Below are 23,559 nucleotides of genomic sequence, written 5' to 3' on the forward strand. Positions count from 1 at the left end.
GCACGCCACTGAAGGAGGAGCGCCATGGCCGCCGCACAGCGCGACAACCACGCCGATGTCATCGTGATCGGGGCCGGTCTGGCAGGTCTGGTTGCGGCCAATGAGCTGGCGGATCGCGGCAAGCGGGTGATCCTGCTGGAACAGGAGCCGGCTCATTTCATCGGCGGGCAAGCCCATTGGAGCCTTGGCGGCCTCTTTATGGTGGACACCCCCGAGCAGCGCCGCATGGGCATCCGCGACAGTCTGGATCTTGCGCAGCGCGACTGGGCGGGCAGCGCGCAGTTCGACCGTCCCGAGGATCAGAGCCCGCGTCAATGGGCCAAGGCCTATCTCGAGTTTGCCGCAGGCGATATGCGCGCGTGGCTGCATGATCTGGGCCTGCGCTGGTTTCCAGTCGTGGGCTGGGCCGAGCGCGGCGATGGGCGCGCCGAAGGGCATGGCAACTCCGTGCCGCGGTTCCATATCACATGGGGCACCGGGCCGGGCGTAGTCGCCCCATTTGCCCAGCGCGTGCATGCCCATGTTGCGACGGGACGGATCGACGCGCGCTTTCGCCATCAGGTCAGCCATATCATCCAGCAGGGCGGTCACATCAAAGGGGTTTCGGGCGAGGTGCTGGCCGATGACCAGGGCCCGATCGGCGCACAAACCAACCGGCATGAGGTCGGCGAGTTCGAAGTCTACGCGCCCTCGCTCATTGTGGCCTCGGGGGGGATCGGCGGCAATCTGGAGATGGTCCGCGAAAACTGGCCGACAGAGCGGCTTGGCCCGGCGCCCAGCCGGATGGTGTCGGGCGTGCCGGCCCATGTGGACGGGCGCATGCTGAAGGTCGCGCAGGCGGCGGGCGGCCATATCATCAACGGCGACCGCATGTGGCACTATTGCGAGGGGCTGAGAAACTGGGACCCGATCTGGCCCAACCACGGCATCCGCATCCTGCCCGGCCCGTCGTCGCTCTGGTTTGACGCACATGGCACCCGCTTGCCCGATCCGGCGCTGCCGGGGTTTGACACGCTTGGGACGCTCAAGGCAATCTTGGCCAGCGGGCAGGACTACAGCTGGTTCATCCTCAGTCAGAAGATCATCCAGAAGGAATTTGCACTGTCGGGCTCGGAACAGAACCCAGACCTCACGTCCGGCACATGGGCCGAAGTGCTCCGGGCGCGGATCTTTTCCGGCGGCAAGGCCCCCGTCCCGGTCGAAGCCTTCAAGAAACATGGCGCGGATTTTGTGGTGGCCGAGACGCTCTCGGACCTTGTGCGCGGCATGAATGAGATCGCGGATGTGCCGCTTGACGAGGCACATATCCGCGCCCAGATCGAGGCGCGCGATGCGCAGGTCGACAATCCCTTTGCCAAGGACCGCCAGATCCAGGCGATCCACGCGGCGCGCAATTATCGCGGTGACCGGCTTATTCGCACGGCGAAACCGCATCGGTTGCTGGACCGCGCCAATGGGCCGCTGATCGCGGTGCGGCTCAGTATCCTCACCCGCAAGACATTGGGCGGGCTGCACACCACACTGGAGAGTCAGATGATCGGCGCAGACGGGGCGCCCCTGCCCGGCCTCTTTGCGGTGGGCGAAGCGGCTGGCTTTGGCGGGGGTGGGTATCACGGCTACAATGCGCTTGAGGGCACGTTTCTGGGGGGCTGCCTCTTTTCGGGGCGTCAGGCTGGGCGTTCGGATCAGATCGCGTGATCTGGGCGGAAACGTGTGCTAGGCAGCCGCGATGACACCGCCCTCTCCAGATACGATCTATTTTTACGCGCAAACGGACCCTTATGCGGAGTTTTCAAACTTCGCGCCCTATGGGGTGTGCTTTGAGGACATTTGGTGGCCGACGGTGGAACACTATTTTCAGGCGATGAAATTTCACGATGCAGCCTATCGCACACGCATTCGCCGGTGCCAAAAACCCAAGGATGCCAAAGCCCTTGGCATGACGCGCAAGATCCCCCTGCGTGCCGACTGGGAGGAGGTCAAGGATGACATCATGTATGCGGCGGTCTTGTGCAAGTTTCGCACCCATGGCGCGCCGCGGCAGTTGCTTCTTGGCACCGGCGATGCCCCATTGGTGGAGAACGCGCCTATGGATGCCTATTGGGGCTGCGGCCCGGATGGGCTGGGTCTCAACAAGCTGGGCCGGATCCTGATGCGGGTTCGGGGTGAACTGGCTGAGGATGCGGCGGCGCTGAATCGCTGATGAGGCGGCGCTGGCGGTCCAAATCAGGGACGGGCGAGGACCGCTGAGACCAACGCTCCCCGGGGTATTTCGTCTCGGATGTGCCCGCCAACATCAGCCACTGGTCTCAACCAGACCTTCTTCTTCGACCTCTCGGCTGTAACGCAGAAGCGCCTGCCCGTCGCTGTCCATCAGGATCAGCGCGTCTGGCTCGATCTGGTAATGCGTCACCTCGGAAAGGAGCGACAGCAGCTTTTCTTCCTGTTCTGCAAGGCCCTCCGGGCAGGCCATCATGGTGCCGGCGATCTTGTCGGGAAAGGTGATTTCATCGCCTTCGATCTCCACCTCGCCCATGAACCGGTTGCAGCCCGCGCTGGTACCAAAACGACCATCCTCAAAAAAGATGAGGTCGAGATCACGACCTTCGAGCGGGGCTTTGCCCTCAATCTCGCTCAGGGTCCATTGCGTATCGGTCAGCGGCGGAGTGGCTGGCTCGGTCGCGCGGGTCTGCGCGCCCATCACGATGGCGGAGGCTGCTACCAGAACGGCGGCGATAAAAGCTCTTCGGGTTGTCATCATGGGTCCCATTCCCAATTCTGTCTCTATCGAAAACAAAAGTGGGAAGCGGGACGCTCTACCACAAGGGGAATTGCATCCAACGCAGGTGGGATGCGCGAAAAGGCGCGCATCCCGATGTCAGAGTGGCCAGAGCAGCGGGATCACGGCCGAGGCCAAAAGCCCCATCGAGAGATTGAGCGGAATGCCCACCCGGAGGAAGTCCGAGAACTTGTAGCCCCCCGGACCATAGACCAGCATATTGGTCTGATAGCCGATGGGCGTGGCAAATGAGGCCGAGGCTGCAATCATCACCGCTATCACCAGCGGGCGCGGATCAAGCCCCATGGCCTGCGCCAGCCCCACCGCAATCGGCGTGACCACCACGGCAACGGCATTGTTGGACACAAGCTCGGTGAGCACCGACGTCAGAAGATATACCGCCCAGACCAGAAAGAAGGGCGGCAGATCCACCAAGGCCGGGGAGATCGCGTTGACAATGAGTTCGACCGCGCCGGAGCTTTCAAGCGCCGCGCCAATGGCCAGCATGGAAAAGATCAGCGCCAGAAGCCGCCCATCCACAAAGGAAAACGCCTCATCCGCGTCGATACAGCGGGTCGCCAGCACCAGCGCCACCGCAAGGATCGACAGCATCAGGATCGGTGCCAGACCAAAGGCGGCGGCGATCACGATGCCGACCATGGCGGCCACTGCAACCGGCGCGTGGCTGCGGCGATAGGCACGCTGCGTGGGCTGGGACACATCGGCCATGTCCGTCTCTGCCGCAAGGCGCTGGATATCGCCCGGCGCGCCCTCCAGCAGCAGCGTATCCCCCACGCGCACCACCAGATCATCAAGCTGCACGCCGATGTTCTGGTTGCGCCGGTGTACCGCCAGCACATAGACGCCATAACGCCGACGCAGGCGCATTGCCCCAAGGCTGCGCCCCACCATGCGACAGCCAGGCGTGATGAGCACCTCGACCGTCTTGGTTTCCACAGCCGAGACCTGATCGACGCGCTTCAGCTCCTTGTTGCGCTGCAGGCTCAGAAGCTCTGTCATCTGGGTGCGCAGCACAACCCGGTCGCCCACCTGAAGCTCCACGCCCTGCAGGTTGCGCCGCAGCGAGTCATCGCCGCGGATCACGTCGATCAGCCGCACGCCCGGGCGTTTGAAGAGCTGCACGCCCGTGACTTCGCGGCCGATGAGGTTGCTGTCAGGCGGGATCACCGCTTCGGTAAAGAATTTCATCTTCGAGCGATCCGAGAGCATCATCGCCATACTGTCCCGTTCCGGCAGCAGGCGCGGCGCGATAAAGCGCAGATAAATCAGCCCCCAGACCACAACCACGATGCCCAAGGGCGTGACCTCGAAGATAGAGAATGGCGCAAGACCCTGCGCGCGGGCCACCCCATCGACCAGCAGGTTGGTAGAGGTCCCGATCAAGGTGAGCGTGCCGCCCAGAACCGCTGCATAAGAGAGCGGAATCAGCATCTTGGAGGGCGAAACATTGAGCGTGCGCGAGATCTGGATAAAGACCGGGATCATCACCACCACCACCGGCGTGTTGGACACAAAGGCCGAGGCGATCACCACAAAGCCCATCAGGAGCGCGATTGCCATTTTCGGGCTCACTTCGGCCTTTTTGCGGGCCACAGAGGTAAAGGCATCAAGCGCCCCGGTGCGCACCAGGGCCCCCATGATGAGGAACATCGCCGCAATGGTCCAGGGCGCCGGGTTCGCCAGCACCGGCAGCGCCTCGGCATAGGGCAGCACCCCGGTGATCAGCATCAAGGAGACGCCACAGATCGCCACCACCTCGGTCGGATAGGTTTCGCGCAAAAAGGCCACGAACATCGCAAGAACGATCAACAACGCGATAATGGCGCTTGTGGTGTCACCCGATTGAAAGAGAAACATTCAAATCCACACTGTTTGGGGTGCTCCCGCCGCATTTTGGGGCGAGGCTTCAGCCAACGGACATATTCACCGATCAAAGGCCGTGCAGCAAGCAATTGTATCAGCAAAATTCGGCAGATGCGGCGAGATTGGCACCTGCGTCACAGGTGGATGCGCAGATCCCCGCATCACCCCCCGAAACCGCAGGCCCTTCACCCCGTGCAGGTATCAGGTCCTATCTGCTGGCCTCTCAATTCATTGCGGGAGATTGCGCTCGCTCCGCGAGGTCTTATGGTGGCCGAATGACCCCGGATCGACCTGTTTTCACCCATCGTCTCTCTGCCTCGGGATCGGACAGCCCGCGTGCTGACGCGGGAGAGATTTTCCCCTATTGGAGCTTTACAAAGACGGTGATCGCAATCTGCGCCCTGCGGATGGTGCAGGACGGTCGGCTCGACCTCGACGCCCCTCTGGCGGGCTTTGATTTCTCGTTGCGACACCTGCTTGATCATACTGCGGGGCTGCCGGATTATTTCACCCTGCCCGCGTATGGGGCGGCTGTGGCGCAAAATGAGGAGCCCTGGTCTGCCGAGGCTCTGCGCGCGGCCACCATGGCGCAAGGCCGGCTGTTTGCCCCCGGCACGGGCTGGTCCTATTCCAATCTTGGGTTCATGGTGGCGCGGGACCTGCTTGAGGAGGTGGCCGGGCAATCATTCTCAGATCTCCTCCAGCAGTTGATCTGCGCCCCGCTTGAACTGCGTTCGATCACGCTTGCCCAGACCCGCCGCGATTTTGAGCGCGTCCATTGGGCTGCCGCAAAGCGCTATCATCCTGGCTGGGTCTATCATGGCTGCCTGACGGGCACAGCCGCAGATGCGGCGCGGCTCCTGCAGGGGCTCTTTGAGGGGACGCTGCTTGATGCGGAGATGCTGCGCGAGATGCGCAAGAGCCATCCCCTCGGCGGGGTAATCGAGGGGCGCCCCTGGACCGAATGCGGCTATGCGCTGGGGCTCATGAGTGGGCGCGCAGGGGAGGCCGGGCGCATGATCGGCCATTCCGGCGCAGGCCCCTTCAGCGTCAACGCAGTCTATCATTTCCCCGACCTGTCACCGCCTGTTACCGTGGCCAGTTTCACCGACGGCACCCTTGAAGGGGTTGCAGAACATGCGGCGGTTGCGGCGGCCCTGTCAGCCTGACCGCACCACTTGCGGGCGTCCTCGCAGGAGGCGTGGCGCATGAGGATGTTCCGCCGCTTGGTATTGCGCGTGCAAACCTGCTGGCTGTCACATTCCACTTTGAAGATCGCAAAGCCGCGCCTGCAGATCCAAGGCATTCACGTTGCTTCGGTCCGGTTGCGGCCAAGTGATGATCCAGTGACGATCCAGTGGCGATCCAGTGGCGGCCGGTCGGAACGCGCCTCTCAAACGAGGGGACGCTCCCGCCCAAGACACGCTGCTCTGGCCTGCGCCAGAGAAACGGTCTCAGATGGGCCGGGCCGCGCACGCAAAGCGTGCGCGGCCCGGCCCAACGGGAGGAGGGCTTTTTTCAAAAAGCATGACGACGGGCGGGAGCGCCCCGGTTTTGCGTGGCGGGCGCGCGGTTAGGGCGCGGCTTGTTGCAAGAGGCCACCCTGACGCACCATCTCGATGCGTTTGGCGGCGCCGGTGCGGTCATCGGTTTCCACATAGACGCCCGAAAGCGTTGCCGCCCCGGTTGCCGGGGTGAAGCGGCTTTTGGGCATGCCAGTGAGGAACCGACGCATCGGTTCCGCCTTATCCATGCCAATCACGGAATTATAGTCGCCGCACATGCCCGCGTCCGTCAGATAGGCAGTGCCGCCTTCAAGGATCTGTGCATCCCCGGTTGGCACATGCGTATGGGTGCCCACCACAAGCGAGGCCTTGCCATTGCAGAAATGCCCCATCGCCATTTTCTCCGAGGTGGCTTCGCAATGCATATCGACAATGATCGCCTGCGCCAGCCCACCGCGAGGATGGGATTTCAGCACGCCTTCGACCGCTCCAAAAGGATCATCAAAGGCGCGTTTCATAAACACCTGCCCCAGCGCCTGCAGCACCAGAACCTTCTGCCCGCCGCGCGCGGTGAACAGCCGATGTCCCCGCCCCGGCGCCCCCTTGGCAAAGTTCAATGGGCGCACGATACGGCTGTCCTGTTCGATATACTGGAGCATGTCTTTCTGGTCGAACGCATGATCGCCAAGCGTCACGCAATCCGCCCCTGCTTCGAACAGGATCTTGGCGTGCTCGCCAGACAGCCCCATGCCGTTGGAGGCGTTTTCGCCGTTCACCACGACAAAATCGAGCCGCCATTCGTCGCGCAGACGCGGCAGGGTTTCGGTTATCGCCGCACGCCCCGCGCGGCCCATGACATCGCCAAGAAACAGTATACGCATGTCCCCGCAATAGGCGCAGAGACCGCCCGCCACAAGGGGCAATGCCGCTGAGACGGCGCAAACACATCGCCTCTGCGCCCTGACCAGAGCGAAGACCTCGCGCCGGGACGCCTAACGCCCGGATCATGCGAAGGCCACGCCATATCGTGTATGCCAAGGCACGTCAGGGCATGTCACGCCGAGGGCGCGACTGTTCCAGCGCGGCAAACAATTTCCCCGATTGCCTCCGATTGCATGCGGTTTTGAGGATATATCCCCGCCAGCGTCGCCTTTTTTAATAAAAGAGTTGCGATCAGGCCGGCAGCCGACAAGTCTGGACACAGAGCCGCGCCCGACCCGATGGGGCGCCTCACGCCATTTCAGACGAGTCCTCATCATGTCCACACCCGTATTGAACCTTGATCCCGACACGCTTTTGATGTCCTCAAAAGACGCCCGCGCTGCAGCCGCACCCTATGCGGCAGAGTATCAGGGCCGCGGCCCCTTCAACTACGGTGGCTATGACAACTTCCTGAACCCAGAGATCCTCGAGCGTGTCCGCGAGGAGCTGAAGCAACTGCCCGAAGCAGCCAACAGCTATGATCGCCCGCAGGAGCGACTAAAGACCTCTTATGTGCCCGAACGCCTGCCGATGTATACGCGGCAACTGTTTTACGCGCTGAACTCGCGCCCGATGCTGGCGTTCATCGAGGAACTCACCGGTATCAAGGGGCTGATCCCCGATCCCTATTTTGCAGGTGGCGGCGTTCATGTGGTGGCCAATGGCGGGCATCTGGATATTCACGCAGATTTCAATCACCACGCGGGCCTGAACCTCGAGCGTCGCGTGAACCTGCTGATCTACCTCAACAAGGACTGGCGCGAGGAATATGGCGGTTCCTTCGAGGTCTGGGACGAGAATATGGCTGGAAAGCTTGCCAGTTACGTGCCGCTCTTTAACCGGATGTGCATGTTCTCCACCTCCTCCGAGAGCTGGCATGGCAACCCCGAGCCGGTGAACCACCCCGATGGCGAGCCGCGCATGTCGATTGCGCTCTATTACTACACCGCGACATGGGACAGCACCCGCAAGAGCCACACCACGCTCTTTAAACCGCGCCCCGGCACCAAGGACCAGCGCGACCGGCAGGTGGCGCGGCGTGAGCTCTTGCAAGACCTCTTGCCGCCGGTGCTCCACCGCAAGCTTGCGTGGCGTCTGGAGAAGCTGGGGTTTTGAGCCCGCCCTGCCCCTGAGGCCCGCCTGCCCTGACGAACCCTCTGGGATCCGCCGGATCTGCGTGATCCGGCATGCTCAAGATCGGCGCGCAATGGGGGCCTGAGAAAAACGTCCCCACAGCGGGAAAAGCGCCTGTGCCAGAGGCGTCAGTCGCGTCAGTCGCATCAGGGGCGTTTGAAATCCAGCACCCGGCTCTCGGTCACGATCATGTCGAGCGGCTGATCGGTAGGCTCGAGCGGCAGGCCTTCGGCTTCTTGGGCGTCAAAGGCGAACCCGATCGCCAGCGTCGCACGCTGCGCCCGAAGCCGGTCCAGCGTCCGGTCATAAAACCCGCCGCCATAGCCCAGGCGATTGCCCGCCGCATCAAAGGCCACCAGCGGCACAATGAGGATTTCGGGATCGAAGTAATCGTCTACTTCCGGAACCTTAGCGCCAAAAGGACCGTCGCGCAGCGCGCCTTCGGGCTGCCAGCGGCTGAATTTGAGCGGCAGGCCTGCGCCCTGGATCACCGGCACCCCCACGGGTCCGTGGGCGGCGGCTTCGGCCATCACACCCAGCGGGTCAATCTCGGTGCGAATGGGCATATATCCCGCAAGAGGCACGCCGCGATATCCTGCGAGCACCTCGGCCAGATGGCCCGCCGCTCCGGGGCGCTGCGTCTCAAAGGCGCCTTTGCGCCGCACGAAGGCGGCCTTGCGCGCCGCTGCCTTGATGGCGGTCAAATCGCCTGCGTCCCGATCCGTGTCACTCATGCGCTGATGTCCCTGCGTCGCGTTAGATCAAGACCGCCCCCGCAAGGCCCAGGAAGGCAAAAAATCCCACAACATCCGTCACCGTGGTCACAAATGCCCCCGAGGCGAGCGCCGGGTCGATCCCAATTCGGTCCAGAATAACCGGGATCACGGTCCCTGCGAGCCCGGCGACGACAAGGTTGATCACCATTGCGGCAGCGATCACCACACCGAGCATCGGCGTGCCGAACCACACAACGCCGATGACGCCCATTACCACGGCAAAGATCCCGCCATTGATGAGCCCCACCAGTACCTCGCGTCGGATCACACGCCAGACGTTTGATCCGGTCAAATCTCGTGTGGCAAGCGCGCGCACCGCCACCGTAAGAGACTGCGTGCCTGCATTGCCGCCCATCGAGGCCACGATGGGCATAAGCACCGCCAGCGCCACAAATTGCGCAATCGTCGCCTCGAACTGCGCAATCACCAGAGAGGCAAAGATCGCCGTCACCAGATTGACCGCCAGCCACGGGAAGCGCTGCTTGGTGGTCTCGGAGACCCGATCCGACAGGCTCCCCTCGCCGACACCGGCCAGACGCAGGATGTCTTCTTCGTGTTCCTCGTCCAGAACCGCCATCGCATCGTCGATGGTGATGGCGCCGACCAGACGGCCGCCCTCGTCCACCACCGGCGCCGATATCAGGTGATACTGGTTGAAGGCATAGGCCACGTCCTCTTCGTCCTGGCCCACGGGAATGACCTGAAAGGTCTCCTCGAGGATCTCGATCAGCGGTTTGGTGCGGCGCGAACTCATCAATCGCCCAAGAGTGACCTGCCCGATCGGATGCATGCGCGGATCCACGATCACCACATGATAGAACTGTTCGGGCAGCTCCTCGGCCTCGCGCATGTGGTCAATGGCCTGCCCAACGGTCCAATGCTCGGGTGCGGTGACCACCTCACGCTGCATCAGACGCCCGGCAGAGTTTTCAGGGTAGGACAGAGATTGCTCGATCGCGACGCGGTCGCTGTCTTCCAGCGCGTCGAGAATCGCCTCTTGCTGGGGCTCTTCGAGATCTTCGAGCAGATCGACCACATCGTCACTGTCGAGATCGCGCACCGCATCGGCCAGAACCTCGGGGTTCAGCGCCGCAATGACCTCCTCGCGGATGGATTCATCCAGCTCCGACAGGATGTCGCCGTCAAACTCCTTGTCATAGAGGCGGATCAGTCGGCCCCGGTCGTAAGCGTTGATCTGTTCCAGAAGGTCCGCAATATCAGCCGGGTGCAGTGGATCCATCAGTTCCACAAGCGCATCGCGGTCGTCGCGATCCAGCGCAAAGAGGATCTGCGCGACCCGCTTTCTGTCCAACTCGTAGGCGTCCTCGCCCATGGTTTCTGCTTCGGGGGTGTTCTCGCCTGTGGTCATTCGCCGCCCTCCGGTTTACCTGAGTTCCCTGTCTAAAGGATGCGGAAGGGCAAAAACAACGGCCCATCAGCAATTTACCCCTGCCGCCCCACGCCCTATCCTGTGCAGAGCTGATTTGACAACGAATGTGACATCGCAATGAAACAAGATCTCATTCTTCTGGGCCGAGTGCTGTCTTTTTGCGCCTCCCCTTTCGCGCCCGATGGGCCCGAGGCGGCCGTCGAGGAACACGAAGCCATTGCCCTGCGCGCGGGCAAGATCGTGGCGCTTGGCAGCCGGGCAGCGCTCAGCAAGGTGCTGCCAGAGGCAGAGATCGTCGATCACGGGCAGAAGCTGATCGTGCCGGGCTTTGTCGATGCCCATGTGCATTATCCGCAGACCGCGATCATCGCCAGCTGGGGCAAGCGGCTGATCGACTGGCTCAACACCTATACCTTTCCCGAGGAGATGCGGTTTGGCAACCCGGCCTATGCCGCAGAGATCGCAGCGCGCTACCTGGATCTGACCACCGCCTGCGGCACCACGACGGTTGCGAGCTACTGCACCATCCATCCCGAGAGCGTTGATGCGTTGTTCGAGGCGGCGCAGGCCCGCGGGCAGCGCGTGGTGGCCGGCAAGACCTGCATGGACCGCAACGCGCCCGAAGGCCTGCGCGATACGCCGCAATCCGCCTATGACGACAGCGCCGCGCTGATCCAGCGCTGGCATGGGAGGGAGCGGCTCATCTATGCGATTACGCCACGGTTTTCACCAACCTCCACCCCAGAACAACTCGAAGCGCTCGGCGCACTCTGGACGGCGCATCCTACCTGCCTGATGCAGACCCATCTGAGCGAGCAACTGGACGAGATCGAATGGGTCCGAACCCTCTTTCCCGAGGCGCGCGACTACCTTGACACCTACGAGCGCTACGGTCTTCTGCGCGAAGGCGCGCTCTTTGGCCATGCCATCCATCTTGAACCCCGCGAACGCGCCCGCCTCCTGGAGGCCCGCGCCAGCCTGATCCACTGCCCCACCTCCAATACCTTCATCGGTTCAGGGCTTTTTGACATGAACGGCCTCATGCGCGAGGGCCACCGGATCGGCCTTGCCACCGACACCGGCGGCGGGTCGAGTTTTTCGATGCTGCGTACCATGGCCGCCGCCTATGAGGTCGCCCAGCTGCGGGGCACGCCTTTGCACGCGGCACAGCTCCTGTGGCTTGCAACCCTCGGGTCGGCCACGGCACTTGGGCTTCAGGACAAGGTCGGTAATCTCGCCGTGGGACGGGAGGCCGACCTTGTGGTGCTTGATCTTGCCTCGACCCCGGCCATTGCCCAGCGTGCGACACGCGCAGAGACCCTCTGGGAGGCCCTCTTTCCCACGCTGATGATGGGCGATGACCGCGCCATTGCCGAGGTCCGCATCAACGGGCAGAAAGCGGTCTAGCAAAAAGGGGCGCAGCCGCGCGCCCCTCTTCTTCTAACCAAAATATCCCGGAGCGCGAGGCAGAGCCTCGCATCCCCGCTCGCGCCCAACCGCGACGCTTAGTCTCCGTTCGCCAAGGCCTGCGCCAAGGCACCGTGACGGCGGATCACCGCCGCCGTATCAACCGTGGTCAACCGACCAGAGGCCACCACCTGGCGCCCCTCGACAAAGAGATCCCGCACCTGGCGCGGACCGGCCAGAACCAGCGCCGCTGGATCCCAGCTGCCGCTGGACGCCAGCCCGGAGACATCCCAGACCGCGATATCGGCGCGTTTTCCGACCGCAATCCGGCCGCAGTCCGGCCGCCCCAGTACGTCGGCCCCGCCGCGTGTCGCGATCTCCAGCGCCTCATAGGCGGACATGGCGTCGGCGCCATTGGCAACCCGCTGGAGCAGCAGTGCCTGACGGGCTTCATCCCAGAGGCTGGCCATGTCATTGCTGGCCGAGCCATCGACGCCGAGCCCCACCTTGACGCCCGCATCGCGCATCTGGCGCACGGGTGCGATGCCGCTACCGAGGCGACAGTTGGAACAGGGACAATGCGCCACGCCGGTACGGGTTTTGGCAAAGAGGTCAATCTCTTCCACGTCCAGCTTCACGCAATGCGCGTGCCAGACGTCATCGCCGGTCCAGCCGAGATCCTCCGCATATTGTCCGGGGCGACAGCCAAACTGGGCCTCGCTATAGGCGATGTCCTCGTCATTCTCGGCCAGATGCGTATGCAGCATCACCCCCTTGTCCCGTGCCAGAAGCGCCGTGTCGCGCATCAGTTCCCGGCTCACCGAAAAGGGCGAACAGGGCGCAAGTCCGACCCGGCACATCGCCCCATCGCTCGGGTCGTGATAGGCGTCAACCAACCGGATCATGTCCGCGAGAATGTCCGCCTCGCGCTCCACCAGACTGTCGGGCGGCAAACCGCCATCGCTTTCGCCGATGCTCATGGCGCCGCGGGTGGGATGAAACCGCAAGCCCACCTCCGCCGCCGCGTGAATGGTATCCTCGAGCCGGCCCCCATTGGGAAAGAGATAGAGATGATCCGATGTAAGGCTACACCCCGAAAGCGCAAGCTCCGCCAGACCAAGCTGGGTGGAGACCTCAAGATGCTCCGGCCCCATGCGCGCCCAGATCGGATAGAGCGTCTGCAGCCAACCAAAGAGTAGCGCATCCTGCCCCCCCGGCACCGCCCGCGTGAGGTTCTGATAGAGATGGTGATGCGTATTCACGAGCCCCGGTGTCACCACCGCACCGCTCACATCCACCTTGGTTTCAGCGCCCCCGAGCGTGGGGCCGATCTCGGCAATCACCCCCGCGCGTACCCGGATGTCGACCGCGTGAAGCACGCGTCGGTCGTCGTCCATGGTCAAGACGGTTTGGGCATTTTTCAAAAGAAAGTCAGTCACAGCTTCACGCTCCCCATTCTGCCCGTTTCATATGGTGGAGGTGAAGGATCGCCGACGGAAGACGGGCAAAGGACTCGGCGCGGGTGTATTGCTAGCTCAGCCCGCGCCCTCAGGGCAAGTCAGCCAATGGCAAAAACTGTTTCTGCGATTGCCATCAAGTCCTTGCCCTGCGCCCTTCATGCCAGCCCCCGGAACGGGCAATGCGAGGTCTCAAGCCTCGCGCAACAGCTCCAGCGCCGCGGCGTGGATGGTCGGATTGGACGCAGCCAAGGCGCGCCCACCCTCATGGGCCGCCCCGCCCTGCCAGTTGGTCACCAGACCGCCTGCGGCTTCGATCACGGCAATCGGTGCCTGGATATCATAAGCATTGAGCCCCGCCTCGATCACAAGATCCACGGTCCCCGCCGCCAAGAGCGCATAGGCGTAACAATCCATGCCATAGCGCGTGAGTTTCACATGCTGTGCCACCTGTTCAAAGCCCGTGCGCTCTGCCTCTGTTCCAACCTCGGGGAATGTGGTGAACAAAATCGCCTCGGAGAGCGCTTCGGTCTTGCGTGTCAGGAGCGGGCGGGTGCCATGCGGCCCCACCACCTGCGCGTGACCGCGGCAGCCTTCGAACCGCTCGCCGATATAGGGCTGATCAATGATCCCCAGCATTGGACCTTTTGCGTCCGAGAGCGCAATCAGAACACCCCATGTGGGGGTGCCACTGATAAATCCACGTGTGCCATCAATAGGATCGAGCACCCATGTCCGCCCGCTGGTGCCGGTGGTGGCCGCAAACTCTTCGCCCAGCACGCCGTCGTCCGGGCGCAGCTTGCGCAGGACCGCGCGCATTGCTTCTTCGGCAGCGCGATCTGCAACCGTCACCGGATCGAAGCCTGCCTCCAGCTTGTTGTCTGCTGCCGTGGCGCTGTTGCGAAAATGCGGAAGGATTGCTGCACGGGCAGCCTCGGCAAGGCGGCGGGCAACGTCCAGATCAGACAGCGTCGAAGGATGTGTCATAAAAAGCCCCGATGATTGAGGTGGCAGGCCCGGATCGGGTGCCACGCCACGCAGTCGCTTTCAAGCCAAATCTGCCCACCGGGCTTGGTTGCGCGGCCTGCGCCCCTGCCAATTGGTCCGGGATCTGTGGTCGGGCGCTCTTCGCGTGAAAGCCCTTCCGCCTGCTCCGCAGAGGGCCGTGTGAGGCGCAGTTACGCAAAGCAAAAGGCCGCCCAAAGGCGACCTCTGTATAGTAAGCAGGAAACACCGCGCAGATCGCGGTCACCCGGACTTGGGCCAGCCCGTGCTCAGGCGACGTCGCTCAGCACCCGAGCGAGTTCAAAGAGACGGCGACGCTGATTTTCCGGGATCGCATAGTAGGACCGCACGAGATCCAGCGCTTCTTTATCGCCCATCAGATCGGCTGGGACACGGGCTTTGTCAGGGACCGATTTGGTCTCGTCCTGCAGGCCCTCAAAAAAGAAGCTGATATTCACATCGAGTGCGTCGGAAATATCCCAAAGGCGCGACGCGCTCACACGGTTGGCACCGGTTTCATATTTCTGGATCTGCTGAAACTTAATTCCGACTTTCTCAGCCAATTGTTGCTGCGTCATGCCGATCAGCCAGCGACGGTGCCGGATGCGTTTGCCAACGTGAATGTCGACGGGATGTGCCATATGTAGTATCTCCCAGCTACGGCCTCCGAAATCGGGTGGATGACGCGCCCAAAGGCGTCGAAAACCCTTGTCCCGGACCCGCAATCCGATGGCGTGACATCCGTCATCGGTATCGTTTGGTTAGGGTGAGAAGTTCAGTTATGTGGAAAGTGTACGCCCTTCGTAGTTGAATACAAGTTACCCAACACGCGCCCTGCGATCCTCTGGAGGCAAATATATGATTTCATGCATCAAAAATTATCGCGAAAGGCGATCAGAATACGGTTTGCAGCCACTCACCATAAATGGTGAGGCATGAAATCGGTATTGAACCACCCGTACATGATTCGAATCATACAGGCCACAGACTGAGAGAATAACCATAATGCTATCCTTTCGTATAGTAAAACATGGAACAAATGGGACTCTTTGCGACACGCCTTTCGCGCCCCCCGGACCAGGTCAAATCGAAATTGAAATACATGCCTGCGCTTTGAACTTTGCCGATTTGCTGATGATCAAGGGGAATTACCAGGATACGCCGTCCCTTCCGTTTACCCCGGGGCTGGAATGCGCAGGACGGATCACCGCTGTTGGCCCGCAAATTTCGAATTTCCGAATTGGCGACCGTGTTGCGGTTTTTGGCGGACAAGGCGGATTGGCCGAAATCGGCGTTTTTGATGCCGCTCGTGCGGTGCCGATCCCGGACACTGTCAGTTACGAGGATGCAGCGGCCGCGTTGATTGCGCATGGCACCAGCCTTCTGGCGCTGGAGCATCTGGCCCGGCTCCAGCCCGGCGAGCGCCTGCTTGTCACCGGAGCCGCCGGTGGCGTGGGCCTGACCGCAGTCGAAATCGGCAAGCTCATGGGCGCAGAGGTGATCGCGCAGGCGCGTGGGGCAGAAAAGCTCGCGGTGGCCAAGGCAGCCGGAGCGGATCACCTGATTGACGCCTCAGACGACCTGCGCCAGCGCGTCAAGGATCTGGGCGGTGCGGATGTGGTCTATGATGCGGTGGGAGGCGACACGTGGGAGGCTGCCTTTCGCGCCACCAATCCGGGGGGGCGTTTGTTGCCGATCGGCTTTGCCGGTGGAGCGGTGCCGCAAATCCCCGCCAACCACCTGCTCGTCAAAAACCTCACTGTGTTCGGCTTTTATATCGGTGGCTTGATCAAACTGCGCCCTGAGCTGGGGCAGCAGACGTTCGAGACCCTGATGCGCTGGCTGGCGGAGGGGCGGATCACGCCTCACATCAGCCACCGCCTCCCCCTGAGCGAGACGGACGCCGGGCTCGAGCTGATCCGCAGCCGCGCCGCCACCGGCAAGGTGATCATACAACCCCAAGCTGGACGGGTGCGCTGACCATTTCTGTGCCCACGGCGCGCAACCCCGGCTGAGACAGCCCGGCAAAACCCTGACGGATCAGGCTTGCGAGGTGGTCGACATATTGCGCCCTTGACCGTTCAGCGCCGTAGAGGTTGATGTGTTGCACCGGCAGCTGCGGCAGGCTGCCCCCGTGGTCGATCACCTGCTGATGCGCGGGCTGCGTGCCTTCCAGCAAGACGCCCACTGCAAGATCGGCGCTGACCGTGGCCTCCACGGTACGGTCGGATTCGCTGTCCACGGCCATCTCCCACGGGATGCCCGCATCATCAAGCGCCGCTGTCGCCAGTCCGCGAAAGATACAATTGCGACAGAACCCGATCCGGAGCGGGCGCTGCCGCCAGGTCTGCCCACCAAGCGCGCCAATCCAGCGCAGCGGCATCTGGTGAATGACCTCGCCGCCCTCGCTTGCGGTGGTTTCAGTGGTCACGATGAGATCAAACCGCCCCTGGGCAAAATCCATCTTGAGATCGCGCGTATTGGACGTGCAGAGGTTCACCTTCACCCGTGGGAACTGCACATTAAAGCGCTGCATCACCATCGGGATCACCGGATGCACCACATCATGAGGCACACCAAGTGTCACTTCGCCCTCAAAGGCCTGATCGGTCAGGCGGGTGATGATCTCGTCATTGAGGCTGAGCATCTTGCGCGCAAAGCCCAAGAGCTGCTCTCCGGCCGAGGTCAGGCCGATGTTGCGCCCTGAACGGTCCAGAAGCTCCACACCCAACATTTCCTCAAGACGCTTGAGCTGCATGGAAACCGCCGATTGCGTCAGGTGCAGGAATGACGCCGCACGGGTGACACCGCCGGTGTCTGCAACCGCCACAAACGAGCGCAGGGTGGTTATGTCCAAGTTCCGCATCATCACACCTCTTGATGGGTTAGTTCAAAATCATTCGTTTTGAGAATGAGCCCGCCCAACGTATATCAAGATCAGTGATGCAATCAAGCGCATCCATCACAATTCAAATTATGGAGCTCCTCATGGCCAACTGCATTGAACACAGCCGTCCCATTCCCCTGCGGCGTCCCTCCCTCCTGTCCACGATCACCCAGATGATCGCCTTGCGCCGCCAGCGGCAGCATCTCGATCGTCTGAGCGATGAACAGCTCAAGGATATTGGTGTGACCCGCGATCAGGCCGAGGCCGAAGCCCGCCGCAAAGCCTGGGATGCACCGAACTTCTGGCTGAGCTGAGGTCACCTCTGTGCCGATCCAGACCCTTGTCAAAACCGAACCGGCCCCGCCCTGCCCTGATGTGGCGCAGCGGGTCCGGTAAAAACTTGTAAATCTGCTGTCCATTTTCGCCCTCCTGCGTCCCGGAACCCCTTGAACCTGCGGGCTCAAACGCCAATATTTGACGCAACAGGCATATTCGCGTCGCGGATGTGCTCTGAGGGAGAATCTAGACGGAGACCATGACTCATGGCACAGTTTGACAGCATTCGGTCTGCTGCCGGCGCACGCAGCGCCGAGATCGACGCAGGGCTTCGCGCCCACATGAACAAAGTCTACGGCACCATGTCCGTAGGTACACTGATCACATTCCTTGCGGCCTGGGCGATTGCCGGTCTGTCGGTCACCTCTGACCCGGCCAATGCCGTCGCGCAGCTGAGCTCTGACAGCTACCTGACCAACTTCGGTTACGCGATCTATGCCTCGCCGCTGAAGTGGGTGATCATGTTCGCACCGCTGGCCTTTGTGTTCTTTGGCTTTGGCGCCGCCGTGAACCGCCTCTCCGCCGCGGGCGTCCAGGTCGTGTTCTACGCCTTTGCTGCGCTGATGGGTCTGTCGATCTCTTCGATCTTCGTGACCTTCACCGGTGAAAGCATCGCGCAGGTGTTTCTTGTGACCTCCATCGCCTTTGCGGGTCTGTCGCTGGTGGGCTACACCACCAAGAAAGACCTCTCCGGCATGGGGTCGTTCCTGATCATGGGCCTCATCGGCCTGATCGTGGCGTCGGTTGTGAACATCTTCCTCGCCTCCTCGGCGATGGCCTTTGCGATCTCCGTGATCGGCGTGCTGATCTTTGCAGGTCTCACTGCTTATGACACCCAGCGCATCAAGAACGACTACCTGCAGATGGCACATGCAGGGGACCAGGAGTGGCTCGGCAAAGCCGCCATCATGGGCGCCCTCAGCCTCTATCTGGACTTCATCAATATGTTCATGATGCTGCTCCAGCTGCTCGGGAACCGCGAATAACCGCATCTTCCCAACTTGCAGACAGACGGGGCGGATCACATCGATCCGCCCCTTTTCTTTTTTCCGACCCCCGATTTTATTCTGACGTTCCAAGGACTCCACGATGAAAATTGAACCGATTGGCCCGGATCGGGCCGTGCGTCTTGTTCCGCTGCTCGAGGATCTGCATGCGGTGCATGTCGCGCATCACAGGGACCGATACACACCGAACCCTGATCCAGCGCATCTCTCAGTGTGGCTCTCGGAGTGGCTCGCAGAGCCCAATGTCCACGCGCTTGCGGCCATAAGCCCGCAGGAGGCGCTGATGGGCTATCTGATCTATGACATCGAAAAGCGCCCGGCCCTGCCCGTGCGCCCGGCTGAGACGCGTGCCATGCTGCATCACATCGCCGTCGCCGCGCCATTGCGCGGTATCGGTGTGGGCAAAGCCCTAATGACCCAGATGAAAGAAGACGCGCTGGCCAAGGGCGCGGATGTGATCGGCGTCACCTATGCGCCCTTCAACGCGGCCTCAGCCGCGCTGATGCGCCACTTTGGGCTGGAGCCGGTGATGACCATGGCAGAATGGCGCAGACCCTCTGATGAGGCCTCTCAGGAGCCCTCTCAGCCGACATCCGAGACATCGCCGCAGGAAGCGATATAGCCTGCTGAAAGTCGGGGTAAAACGCCCCAGACAGGGGAGATACGGGCGAGGAGGAGATACGGCAGAGGAGGACTGCGCCACGCGCTCCTCCTCCCCTTGGTTCAGAGTTGCGCCACCTCGACCGCGACCGGGGCCGGAAGGTTTACATCGGCCTTGCTATGATCGGTCAGGGCCACGGTTGCAGGCATAAGCAGCAACAGCGCAGACAATCCAAACAGTTTTTTCATGGCAAACCACCCCTTACACATATTCACTCCACGCATCATGAATGCCGGGAGAATGCGGCAGAAATGTGCAATTCAAGGGGAGGCGGGGCTCATATATATCTTGTTTTTTAGATAAATGGATATGCCATCACGCAGCATGGGGTGCCCAGATGGCCTATCAAGATGCCTTTGGTTCTGGAGGGGGTGAGGCGCGCGGGCCTCGGCGTGGCGCGTTTTCAAAGACGTTTCAAAGACACTCCAACACGAAAAAAGGCCGCGGCAGATGCGCGACCTTTTCAAAATCTGAGATCAGATCGACCTCGAAAGGCTTACTTGATTTTGCCTTCTTTGTACTCGACGTGCTTGCGCGCGACCGGGTCGTACTTACGAATGGTCATTTTCTCGGTCATCGTACGCGCGTTTTTCTTGGTCACGTAGAAGTGGCCCGTGCCCGCGGTCGAGTTCAGGCGGATTTTGATGGTCGTCGGCTTCGCCATTGTGCTTCTCCTGCGTCCGAAAAGGCAGGGGGCCTCTCGGGTCTAATTCCTATATGAGCGTGCGCTTTTACCTTTGTGGTGGCGAGTGTCAATAGGATTCGCCCGGCTAAATTGCAGCTCTTGTTAAAATCGCCTCTCTTGCGAGGGGGCGATACCGTCTCGCCCCTAGGGGGCGTGTTTTGCGCAGAGAGCCTATAAGCCGGATCTTGTTCCCCCTGCCCCAAAAGACAGGGTTCGATGACCATTCTTCTGGGATGCCCGTTGCCGGACATCTCTAGCTGCCAACCCGGCCTCTCTCGGGTGAAACATCCCTAGCGGCGGTTTCGGTTGCCCGACCTGCCCGCGCGGAGGCCCTATTTGGCATTGCTCCCGGTGGGGCTTGCCGTGCCACCCCTGTTGCCAGCGGTGCGGTGGGCTCTTACCCCACCGTTTCATCCTTACCCCGTCGCATCCTTTGGCGAACCTCCAGAGCGGCGAGGCGGTCTCTTTTCTGTGGCGCTTTCCGTCAGGTTGCCCTGCCCGGGCGTTACCCGGCACCGTCGTTTCAGGGAGTCCGGACTTTCCTCGCGGGGGCAGATGCCCCAACGCGGCCATCCGGCTCTCTGCGCGGGGTCTGCCTACGCCTGCGCGCAGGGTGCGTCAAGATGCTATGGGGTGAAGGGGCTTTGCCCCTCTGCGCGGGCGCGCATTCACCCCAGGATATTTGGCGCTAGAAGAAGAGCTACGAGAGAAGTGGCGCAATGTCCTCGCCGCAGAGGGGGCCGCGTGCCCAGGGGCGGTAGCGCAGGCGTACAGCCTGAAGAAGCGTGGCGTCGTCAACCTCGGCGGTGAAGCCACAGGCCTGCGCGGCCTTGCGCAAAGCCTCAGGCGTGGCGGCGGGCGCGGCAAGCGGCTGGCCATTGGGCCGCGCAAGACCAAGGGTGGCGAGCCGCTGCCAGTCGAAGCGCGGCCCCGGATCCCATTTGCGCCCCGGCGCCATGTCAGAGTGACCGATCACACCGGTGGCCGGGATGGTCCAGCGCGTCATGATCTGCGCCATGAGCGTCTCAAGCACGCACATCTGAGGCTCTGAAAACGGGTGGTCGCCGCGATTATCGAGCTCGATGCCGATCGAACGCGAGTTGATGTCCGAAAGTCCCGCCCATTCTCCTTGGCCCGCGTGCCAGGCGCGGTGGTCTTCTGCGACCATCTGCCAAAGACGGCCATCGCCGCCGATCAGATAATGCGCCGAGACCTCGAAGGCGGGATCACAGAGCCGCTGGAGCGCGGCTTCGGCGCTTTCCATTGCCGTGTAGTGCAGAACAATGAGATGCGGCTGCAGCCCGTCCCTCCGGGCCCCGAAGTTGGGGCTCGGGTGCCAGATGGGGTCAGCAGAGACCATGGTAAGAGATCAGTTGCCCGCCGCGCGAACGGCAGCCCGGAAGGGCGCGGGATCCCAGCCACAGGCGTAGCCATCACCATCGGGATCAAGCGCTTTGCGGTCCCGTTTGGGGCCACCCATCTCGAGGAACGCCGTCTGGGCGAGGTCTGCAGAGGGGTATTCGGCGCAGTTGCGGGCCGAGCGGGCCTGCAGATTGATCCCCGTGCGGCTGTAGATCCGCTGCCCGCGCGGGTTTGACGTCGAGAGGGCGTAGCGCACGATATTGGGGGCCAGATCCTCTGGACGGTCCGGCACAGCAGTTGGCGTCACCACCTGATATTGCGCGCGCTGGCGTGCGATACGCTCGGCGTCGCTTTCGATGGTTTGCCGGGCAGAGACCGCCTCAAAACTGTTCTCATCCGACAGGTTCGGGTTGCCCACCAGGGCAGGCGCGGGGTTGGAGGGGCTGGCCTCGAGCGGTGCGCGCCCCGAATTCTGCCCTGCCGCAGAGAGCGCAGCAGCGGTTTCACGCGCAATGTCGTCACTTGCAGATGCGGCAGCCCCTCCCGAGGGGCGAGGCTGCTGCCAGTTGGTATTGGTGGCGGTGCTCTCGTCCGAGATTTGGGTGGCAGGTACCAGCGGGTCGCCGTTCAGGGTACGCCCCGCCTCGACTTCGGGCGGCGCGTTGAAGGGGCTTGTTGCATCCCCCACCCCTGCTGCGCTGTCGGGCACTTGCGGGCTACAAGCCACAAGTGCAATCGCGCTGACCGCGACCAAGATTGCTGGAACTCGCATTGCTGCCACCTGTCTGCTCAGTCTTGCTTTGGAGGTCCTTTTACCACCACTGGGCGGGCTTGGCCACAAATCCGGCCGCTTGCTCCAGCGCGTAGGCGGTATTCAGAAGATCGCCCTCGTCCCATGGACGTCCGATCAATTGCAGACCGAGCGGCAGCCCCTGCGTGTCGACGCCGGTTGGCACCGAAATCCCGGGCAGGCCCGCTAGGTTCACGGTGACAGTGAAGACGTCGTTGAGGTACATCTTGACCGGATCTTCGTCGTTCATCTCGCCAAGGCCAAAAGCCGCGGAGGGCGTCGCCGGGGTCAGGATCGCGTCCACACCCGCAGCAAAGACATCTTCGAAATCCTTCTTGATCAAGGTGCGGACCTTGCGCGCGCGGTTGTAATAGGCGTCGTAGAACCCTGCCGACAGCACATAGGTGCCGACCATCACGCGGCGCTGCACCTCGTGGCCAAAGCCTTCGGCGCGAGTTTTCTCGTACATCTCGGTGATGCCGTCCCCCTGCGCGAGCGTCGCGCGGTGGCCGTAGCGCACACCGTCGTACCGCGCCAGGTTCGAAGAGGCCTCAGCCGGGGCAATCACGTAATAGGCGGGCAGCGCGTATTTCGTGTGCGGCAGCGAGATGTCTACGATCTCAGCGCCCGCGGCCTTGAGCATCGCGGCGCCCTCATCCCAGAGCTTGGCGATCTCGGCGGGCATACCGTCCATGCGGTATTCGCGCGGGATGCCGATTTTCTTGCCTTTGATGTCGCCGGTCAGCATCGCCTCGAAGTTCGGCACCGCGAGGTCCACAGAGGTCGAATCCTTCGCGTCATGGCCGCACATGGCCTCGAGCATGATGGCGGCGTCGCGCACATTCTTGGTCATCGGGCCAGCCTGATCGAGCGAGGAGGCAAAGGCCACGATGCCCCAGCGCGAGCAGCGCCCATAGGTGGGCTTGATGCCAACGGTGCCGGTGAAGGCCGCAGGCTGGCGGATCGAGCCGCCGGTGTCGGTGCCGGTGGCGGCAAGGCACAGGTCTGCCGCCACAGCCGCCGCCGAGCCACCAGAAGAGCCACCGGGCGTCAGCGGGGTTTCGTCCCCCTCGCGCCGCCATGGGCTGATGGCATTGCCATAGGCGGAGGTCTCGTTCGACGAGCCCATGGCAAATTCGTCCATATTGAGCTTGCCGAGCATCACCGCACCGGCGTCCTGCAGTTTCTGCGAGACGGTGGATTCATATTCGGGCTTGAAGCCCTTGAGGATGTTCGACGCCGCCTGGCTGTCGACGCCTTTGGTGCAGAAGAGGTCCTTCATGCCGATGGGCAGGCCGCACATGGCGGGCGCATCGCCCTCGGCAATCCGCGCGTCCGCCGCCTTCGCACGGTCCAGAGCGACGTCGGGGGTCTTATGCACAAACGCGTTGAGCGCATCCGCGCCGTCGATGGCCTTGAGGCAGGCCTCGGTGAGTTCCACAGAGGTGGTGTCACCCTTGCGCAGCAGATCGCGGGCCTCTGCAAGGCCCAGTTTGTTCAGGTCAGACATGTC

The 23,559-nt window shown here is 62.3% G+C and carries 23 protein-coding genes and 1 other RNA gene; 9 read left to right on the top strand and 15 right to left on the bottom strand.

Going from position 1 to position 23,559, the window contains the following annotated elements; all coding sequences use genetic code 11:
* Positions 1-24: 24 nt before the first annotated feature.
* Both TM1040_RS13900 and TM1040_RS13905 read left to right on the top strand, forming a co-directional pair.
* Positions 25-1,698 carry an FAD-binding dehydrogenase gene (locus tag TM1040_RS13900; protein WP_011539224.1) on the top strand — a complete coding sequence of 558 codons (1,674 nt, stop codon included), beginning with the start codon at positions 25-27 and terminating at the stop codon, positions 1,696-1,698.
* A 31-nt stretch (positions 1,699-1,729) separates the two neighbouring features.
* Positions 1,730-2,203 (top strand): NADAR family protein, encoded by a 474-nt coding sequence (locus TM1040_RS13905; RefSeq protein WP_011539225.1) that lies wholly within the window; start codon positions 1,730-1,732, stop codon positions 2,201-2,203.
* Between the two features lie 93 nt (positions 2,204-2,296).
* On the opposite strand, the gene TM1040_RS13910 is transcribed toward TM1040_RS13905, so the two are convergent.
* Positions 2,297-2,761 (bottom strand): META domain-containing protein, encoded by a 465-nt coding sequence (locus tag TM1040_RS13910; protein ID WP_011539226.1) that lies wholly within the window; start codon positions 2,759-2,761, stop codon positions 2,297-2,299.
* 117 nt (positions 2,762-2,878) lie between these two features.
* Positions 2,879-4,657, bottom strand: a complete 1,779-nt coding sequence (locus tag TM1040_RS13915; protein ID WP_011539227.1) for an SLC13 family permease — start codon at positions 4,655-4,657, stop codon at positions 2,879-2,881.
* A gap of 281 nt (positions 4,658-4,938) precedes the next feature.
* Between TM1040_RS13915 and TM1040_RS13920 the strand changes: the two genes are divergently transcribed.
* Positions 4,939-5,832 (top strand): serine hydrolase domain-containing protein, encoded by an 894-nt coding sequence (locus tag TM1040_RS13920; protein WP_011539228.1) that lies wholly within the window; start codon positions 4,939-4,941, stop codon positions 5,830-5,832.
* A 404-nt stretch (positions 5,833-6,236) separates the two neighbouring features.
* On the opposite strand, the gene TM1040_RS13925 is transcribed toward TM1040_RS13920, so the two are convergent.
* Positions 6,237-7,049 carry a TIGR00282 family metallophosphoesterase gene (locus tag TM1040_RS13925; RefSeq protein ID WP_011539229.1) on the bottom strand — a complete coding sequence of 271 codons (813 nt, stop codon included), beginning with the start codon at positions 7,047-7,049 and terminating at the stop codon, positions 6,237-6,239.
* A gap of 376 nt (positions 7,050-7,425) precedes the next feature.
* Between TM1040_RS13925 and TM1040_RS13930 the strand changes: the two genes are divergently transcribed.
* Positions 7,426-8,265, top strand: a complete 840-nt coding sequence (locus TM1040_RS13930; RefSeq protein WP_011539230.1) for a 2OG-Fe(II) oxygenase — start codon at positions 7,426-7,428, stop codon at positions 8,263-8,265.
* 164 nt (positions 8,266-8,429) lie between these two features.
* On the opposite strand, the gene TM1040_RS13935 is transcribed toward TM1040_RS13930, so the two are convergent.
* Both TM1040_RS13935 and mgtE read right to left on the bottom strand, forming a co-directional pair.
* Positions 8,430-9,017: a 5-formyltetrahydrofolate cyclo-ligase gene (locus TM1040_RS13935; RefSeq protein WP_011539231.1), complete on the bottom strand. Its 588-nt coding sequence runs from the start codon at positions 9,015-9,017 to the stop codon at positions 8,430-8,432.
* 22 nt (positions 9,018-9,039) lie between these two features.
* Positions 9,040-10,428, bottom strand: a complete 1,389-nt coding sequence (gene mgtE / locus TM1040_RS13940; protein WP_011539232.1) for a magnesium transporter — start codon at positions 10,426-10,428, stop codon at positions 9,040-9,042.
* Positions 10,429-10,566: 138 nt separating this feature from the next.
* Here mgtE and guaD point away from each other — a divergent pair, with 138 nt between their 5' ends.
* A complete protein-coding gene (guaD, locus tag TM1040_RS13945) occupies positions 10,567-11,856 on the top strand; it encodes a guanine deaminase (RefSeq protein ID WP_011539233.1) in 1,290 nt (429 codons plus the stop codon).
* Between the two features lie 98 nt (positions 11,857-11,954).
* Here the strand turns inward: guaD and TM1040_RS13950 are convergent, their stop codons facing one another.
* From TM1040_RS13950 to TM1040_RS13960, 3 genes are all read right to left on the bottom strand, one after another.
* Positions 11,955-13,295: an 8-oxoguanine deaminase gene (locus TM1040_RS13950; protein ID WP_011539234.1), complete on the bottom strand. Its 1,341-nt coding sequence runs from the start codon at positions 13,293-13,295 to the stop codon at positions 11,955-11,957.
* A 210-nt stretch (positions 13,296-13,505) separates the two neighbouring features.
* A complete protein-coding gene (gene hisN / locus TM1040_RS13955) occupies positions 13,506-14,300 on the bottom strand; it encodes a histidinol-phosphatase (protein ID WP_011539235.1) in 795 nt (264 codons plus the stop codon).
* Positions 14,301-14,587: 287 nt separating this feature from the next.
* Positions 14,588-14,959, bottom strand: coding sequence for a helix-turn-helix domain-containing protein (locus TM1040_RS13960; protein ID WP_011539237.1), 372 nt, complete (start codon positions 14,957-14,959; stop codon positions 14,588-14,590).
* A gap of 364 nt (positions 14,960-15,323) precedes the next feature.
* Between TM1040_RS13960 and TM1040_RS13965 the strand changes: the two genes are divergently transcribed.
* Positions 15,324-16,298: an NADPH:quinone oxidoreductase family protein gene (locus TM1040_RS13965; protein WP_011539238.1), complete on the top strand. Its 975-nt coding sequence runs from the start codon at positions 15,324-15,326 to the stop codon at positions 16,296-16,298.
* Here the strand turns inward: TM1040_RS13965 and TM1040_RS13970 are convergent.
* Positions 16,267-17,184, bottom strand: a complete 918-nt coding sequence (locus TM1040_RS13970) for a LysR family transcriptional regulator (protein WP_011539239.1) — start codon at positions 17,182-17,184, stop codon at positions 16,267-16,269. The genes TM1040_RS13965 and TM1040_RS13970 overlap by 32 nt on opposite strands.
* Positions 17,185-17,306: 122 nt before the next feature.
* Here TM1040_RS13970 and TM1040_RS13975 point away from each other — a divergent pair, with 122 nt between their 5' ends.
* The 3 genes from TM1040_RS13975 to TM1040_RS13985 all read left to right on the top strand — a co-directional run bounded on the left by TM1040_RS13975 (position 17,307) and on the right by TM1040_RS13985 (position 19,170).
* On the top strand, positions 17,307-17,519 hold the full coding sequence (locus tag TM1040_RS13975) for a DUF1127 domain-containing protein (protein ID WP_011539240.1): 213 nt from the start codon (positions 17,307-17,309) through the stop codon (positions 17,517-17,519).
* Between the two features lie 228 nt (positions 17,520-17,747).
* Positions 17,748-18,527, top strand: a complete 780-nt coding sequence (locus TM1040_RS13980) for a Bax inhibitor-1/YccA family protein (protein WP_011539241.1) — start codon at positions 17,748-17,750, stop codon at positions 18,525-18,527.
* A 103-nt stretch (positions 18,528-18,630) separates the two neighbouring features.
* Positions 18,631-19,170 (top strand): GNAT family N-acetyltransferase, encoded by a 540-nt coding sequence (locus TM1040_RS13985; RefSeq protein WP_011539242.1) that lies wholly within the window; start codon positions 18,631-18,633, stop codon positions 19,168-19,170.
* Between the two features lie 101 nt (positions 19,171-19,271).
* On the opposite strand, the gene TM1040_RS20580 is transcribed toward TM1040_RS13985, so the two are convergent.
* The 6 genes from TM1040_RS20580 to gatA form a co-directional block, all read right to left on the bottom strand.
* The gene (locus TM1040_RS20580) at positions 19,272-19,397 is read right to left on the bottom strand and encodes a hypothetical protein (RefSeq protein ID WP_256378200.1); all 126 of its coding nucleotides are present in this window, start codon (positions 19,395-19,397) and stop codon (positions 19,272-19,274) included.
* 308 nt (positions 19,398-19,705) lie between these two features.
* Positions 19,706-19,873, bottom strand: a complete 168-nt coding sequence (gene rpmG, locus TM1040_RS13990) for a 50S ribosomal protein L33 (protein ID WP_010441901.1) — start codon at positions 19,871-19,873, stop codon at positions 19,706-19,708.
* A 179-nt stretch (positions 19,874-20,052) separates the two neighbouring features.
* Positions 20,053-20,479: RNase P RNA component class A (gene rnpB, locus TM1040_RS19800), an RNA gene on the bottom strand.
* Between the two features lie 115 nt (positions 20,480-20,594).
* Positions 20,595-21,254, bottom strand: a complete 660-nt coding sequence (locus tag TM1040_RS13995) for an N-acetylmuramoyl-L-alanine amidase (RefSeq protein ID WP_011539243.1) — start codon at positions 21,252-21,254, stop codon at positions 20,595-20,597.
* A gap of 9 nt (positions 21,255-21,263) precedes the next feature.
* Positions 21,264-22,028 (bottom strand): hypothetical protein, encoded by a 765-nt coding sequence (locus tag TM1040_RS14000; RefSeq protein WP_011539244.1) that lies wholly within the window; start codon positions 22,026-22,028, stop codon positions 21,264-21,266.
* Between the two features lie 40 nt (positions 22,029-22,068).
* Positions 22,069-23,556 (bottom strand): Asp-tRNA(Asn)/Glu-tRNA(Gln) amidotransferase subunit GatA, encoded by a 1,488-nt coding sequence (gatA, locus tag TM1040_RS14005; protein WP_011539245.1) that lies wholly within the window; start codon positions 23,554-23,556, stop codon positions 22,069-22,071.
* Positions 23,557-23,559 lie beyond the last annotated feature (3 nt).

The organism is Ruegeria sp. TM1040, from assembly GCF_000014065.1.
Classification (GTDB): Bacteria; Pseudomonadota; Alphaproteobacteria; order Rhodobacterales; family Rhodobacteraceae; genus Epibacterium.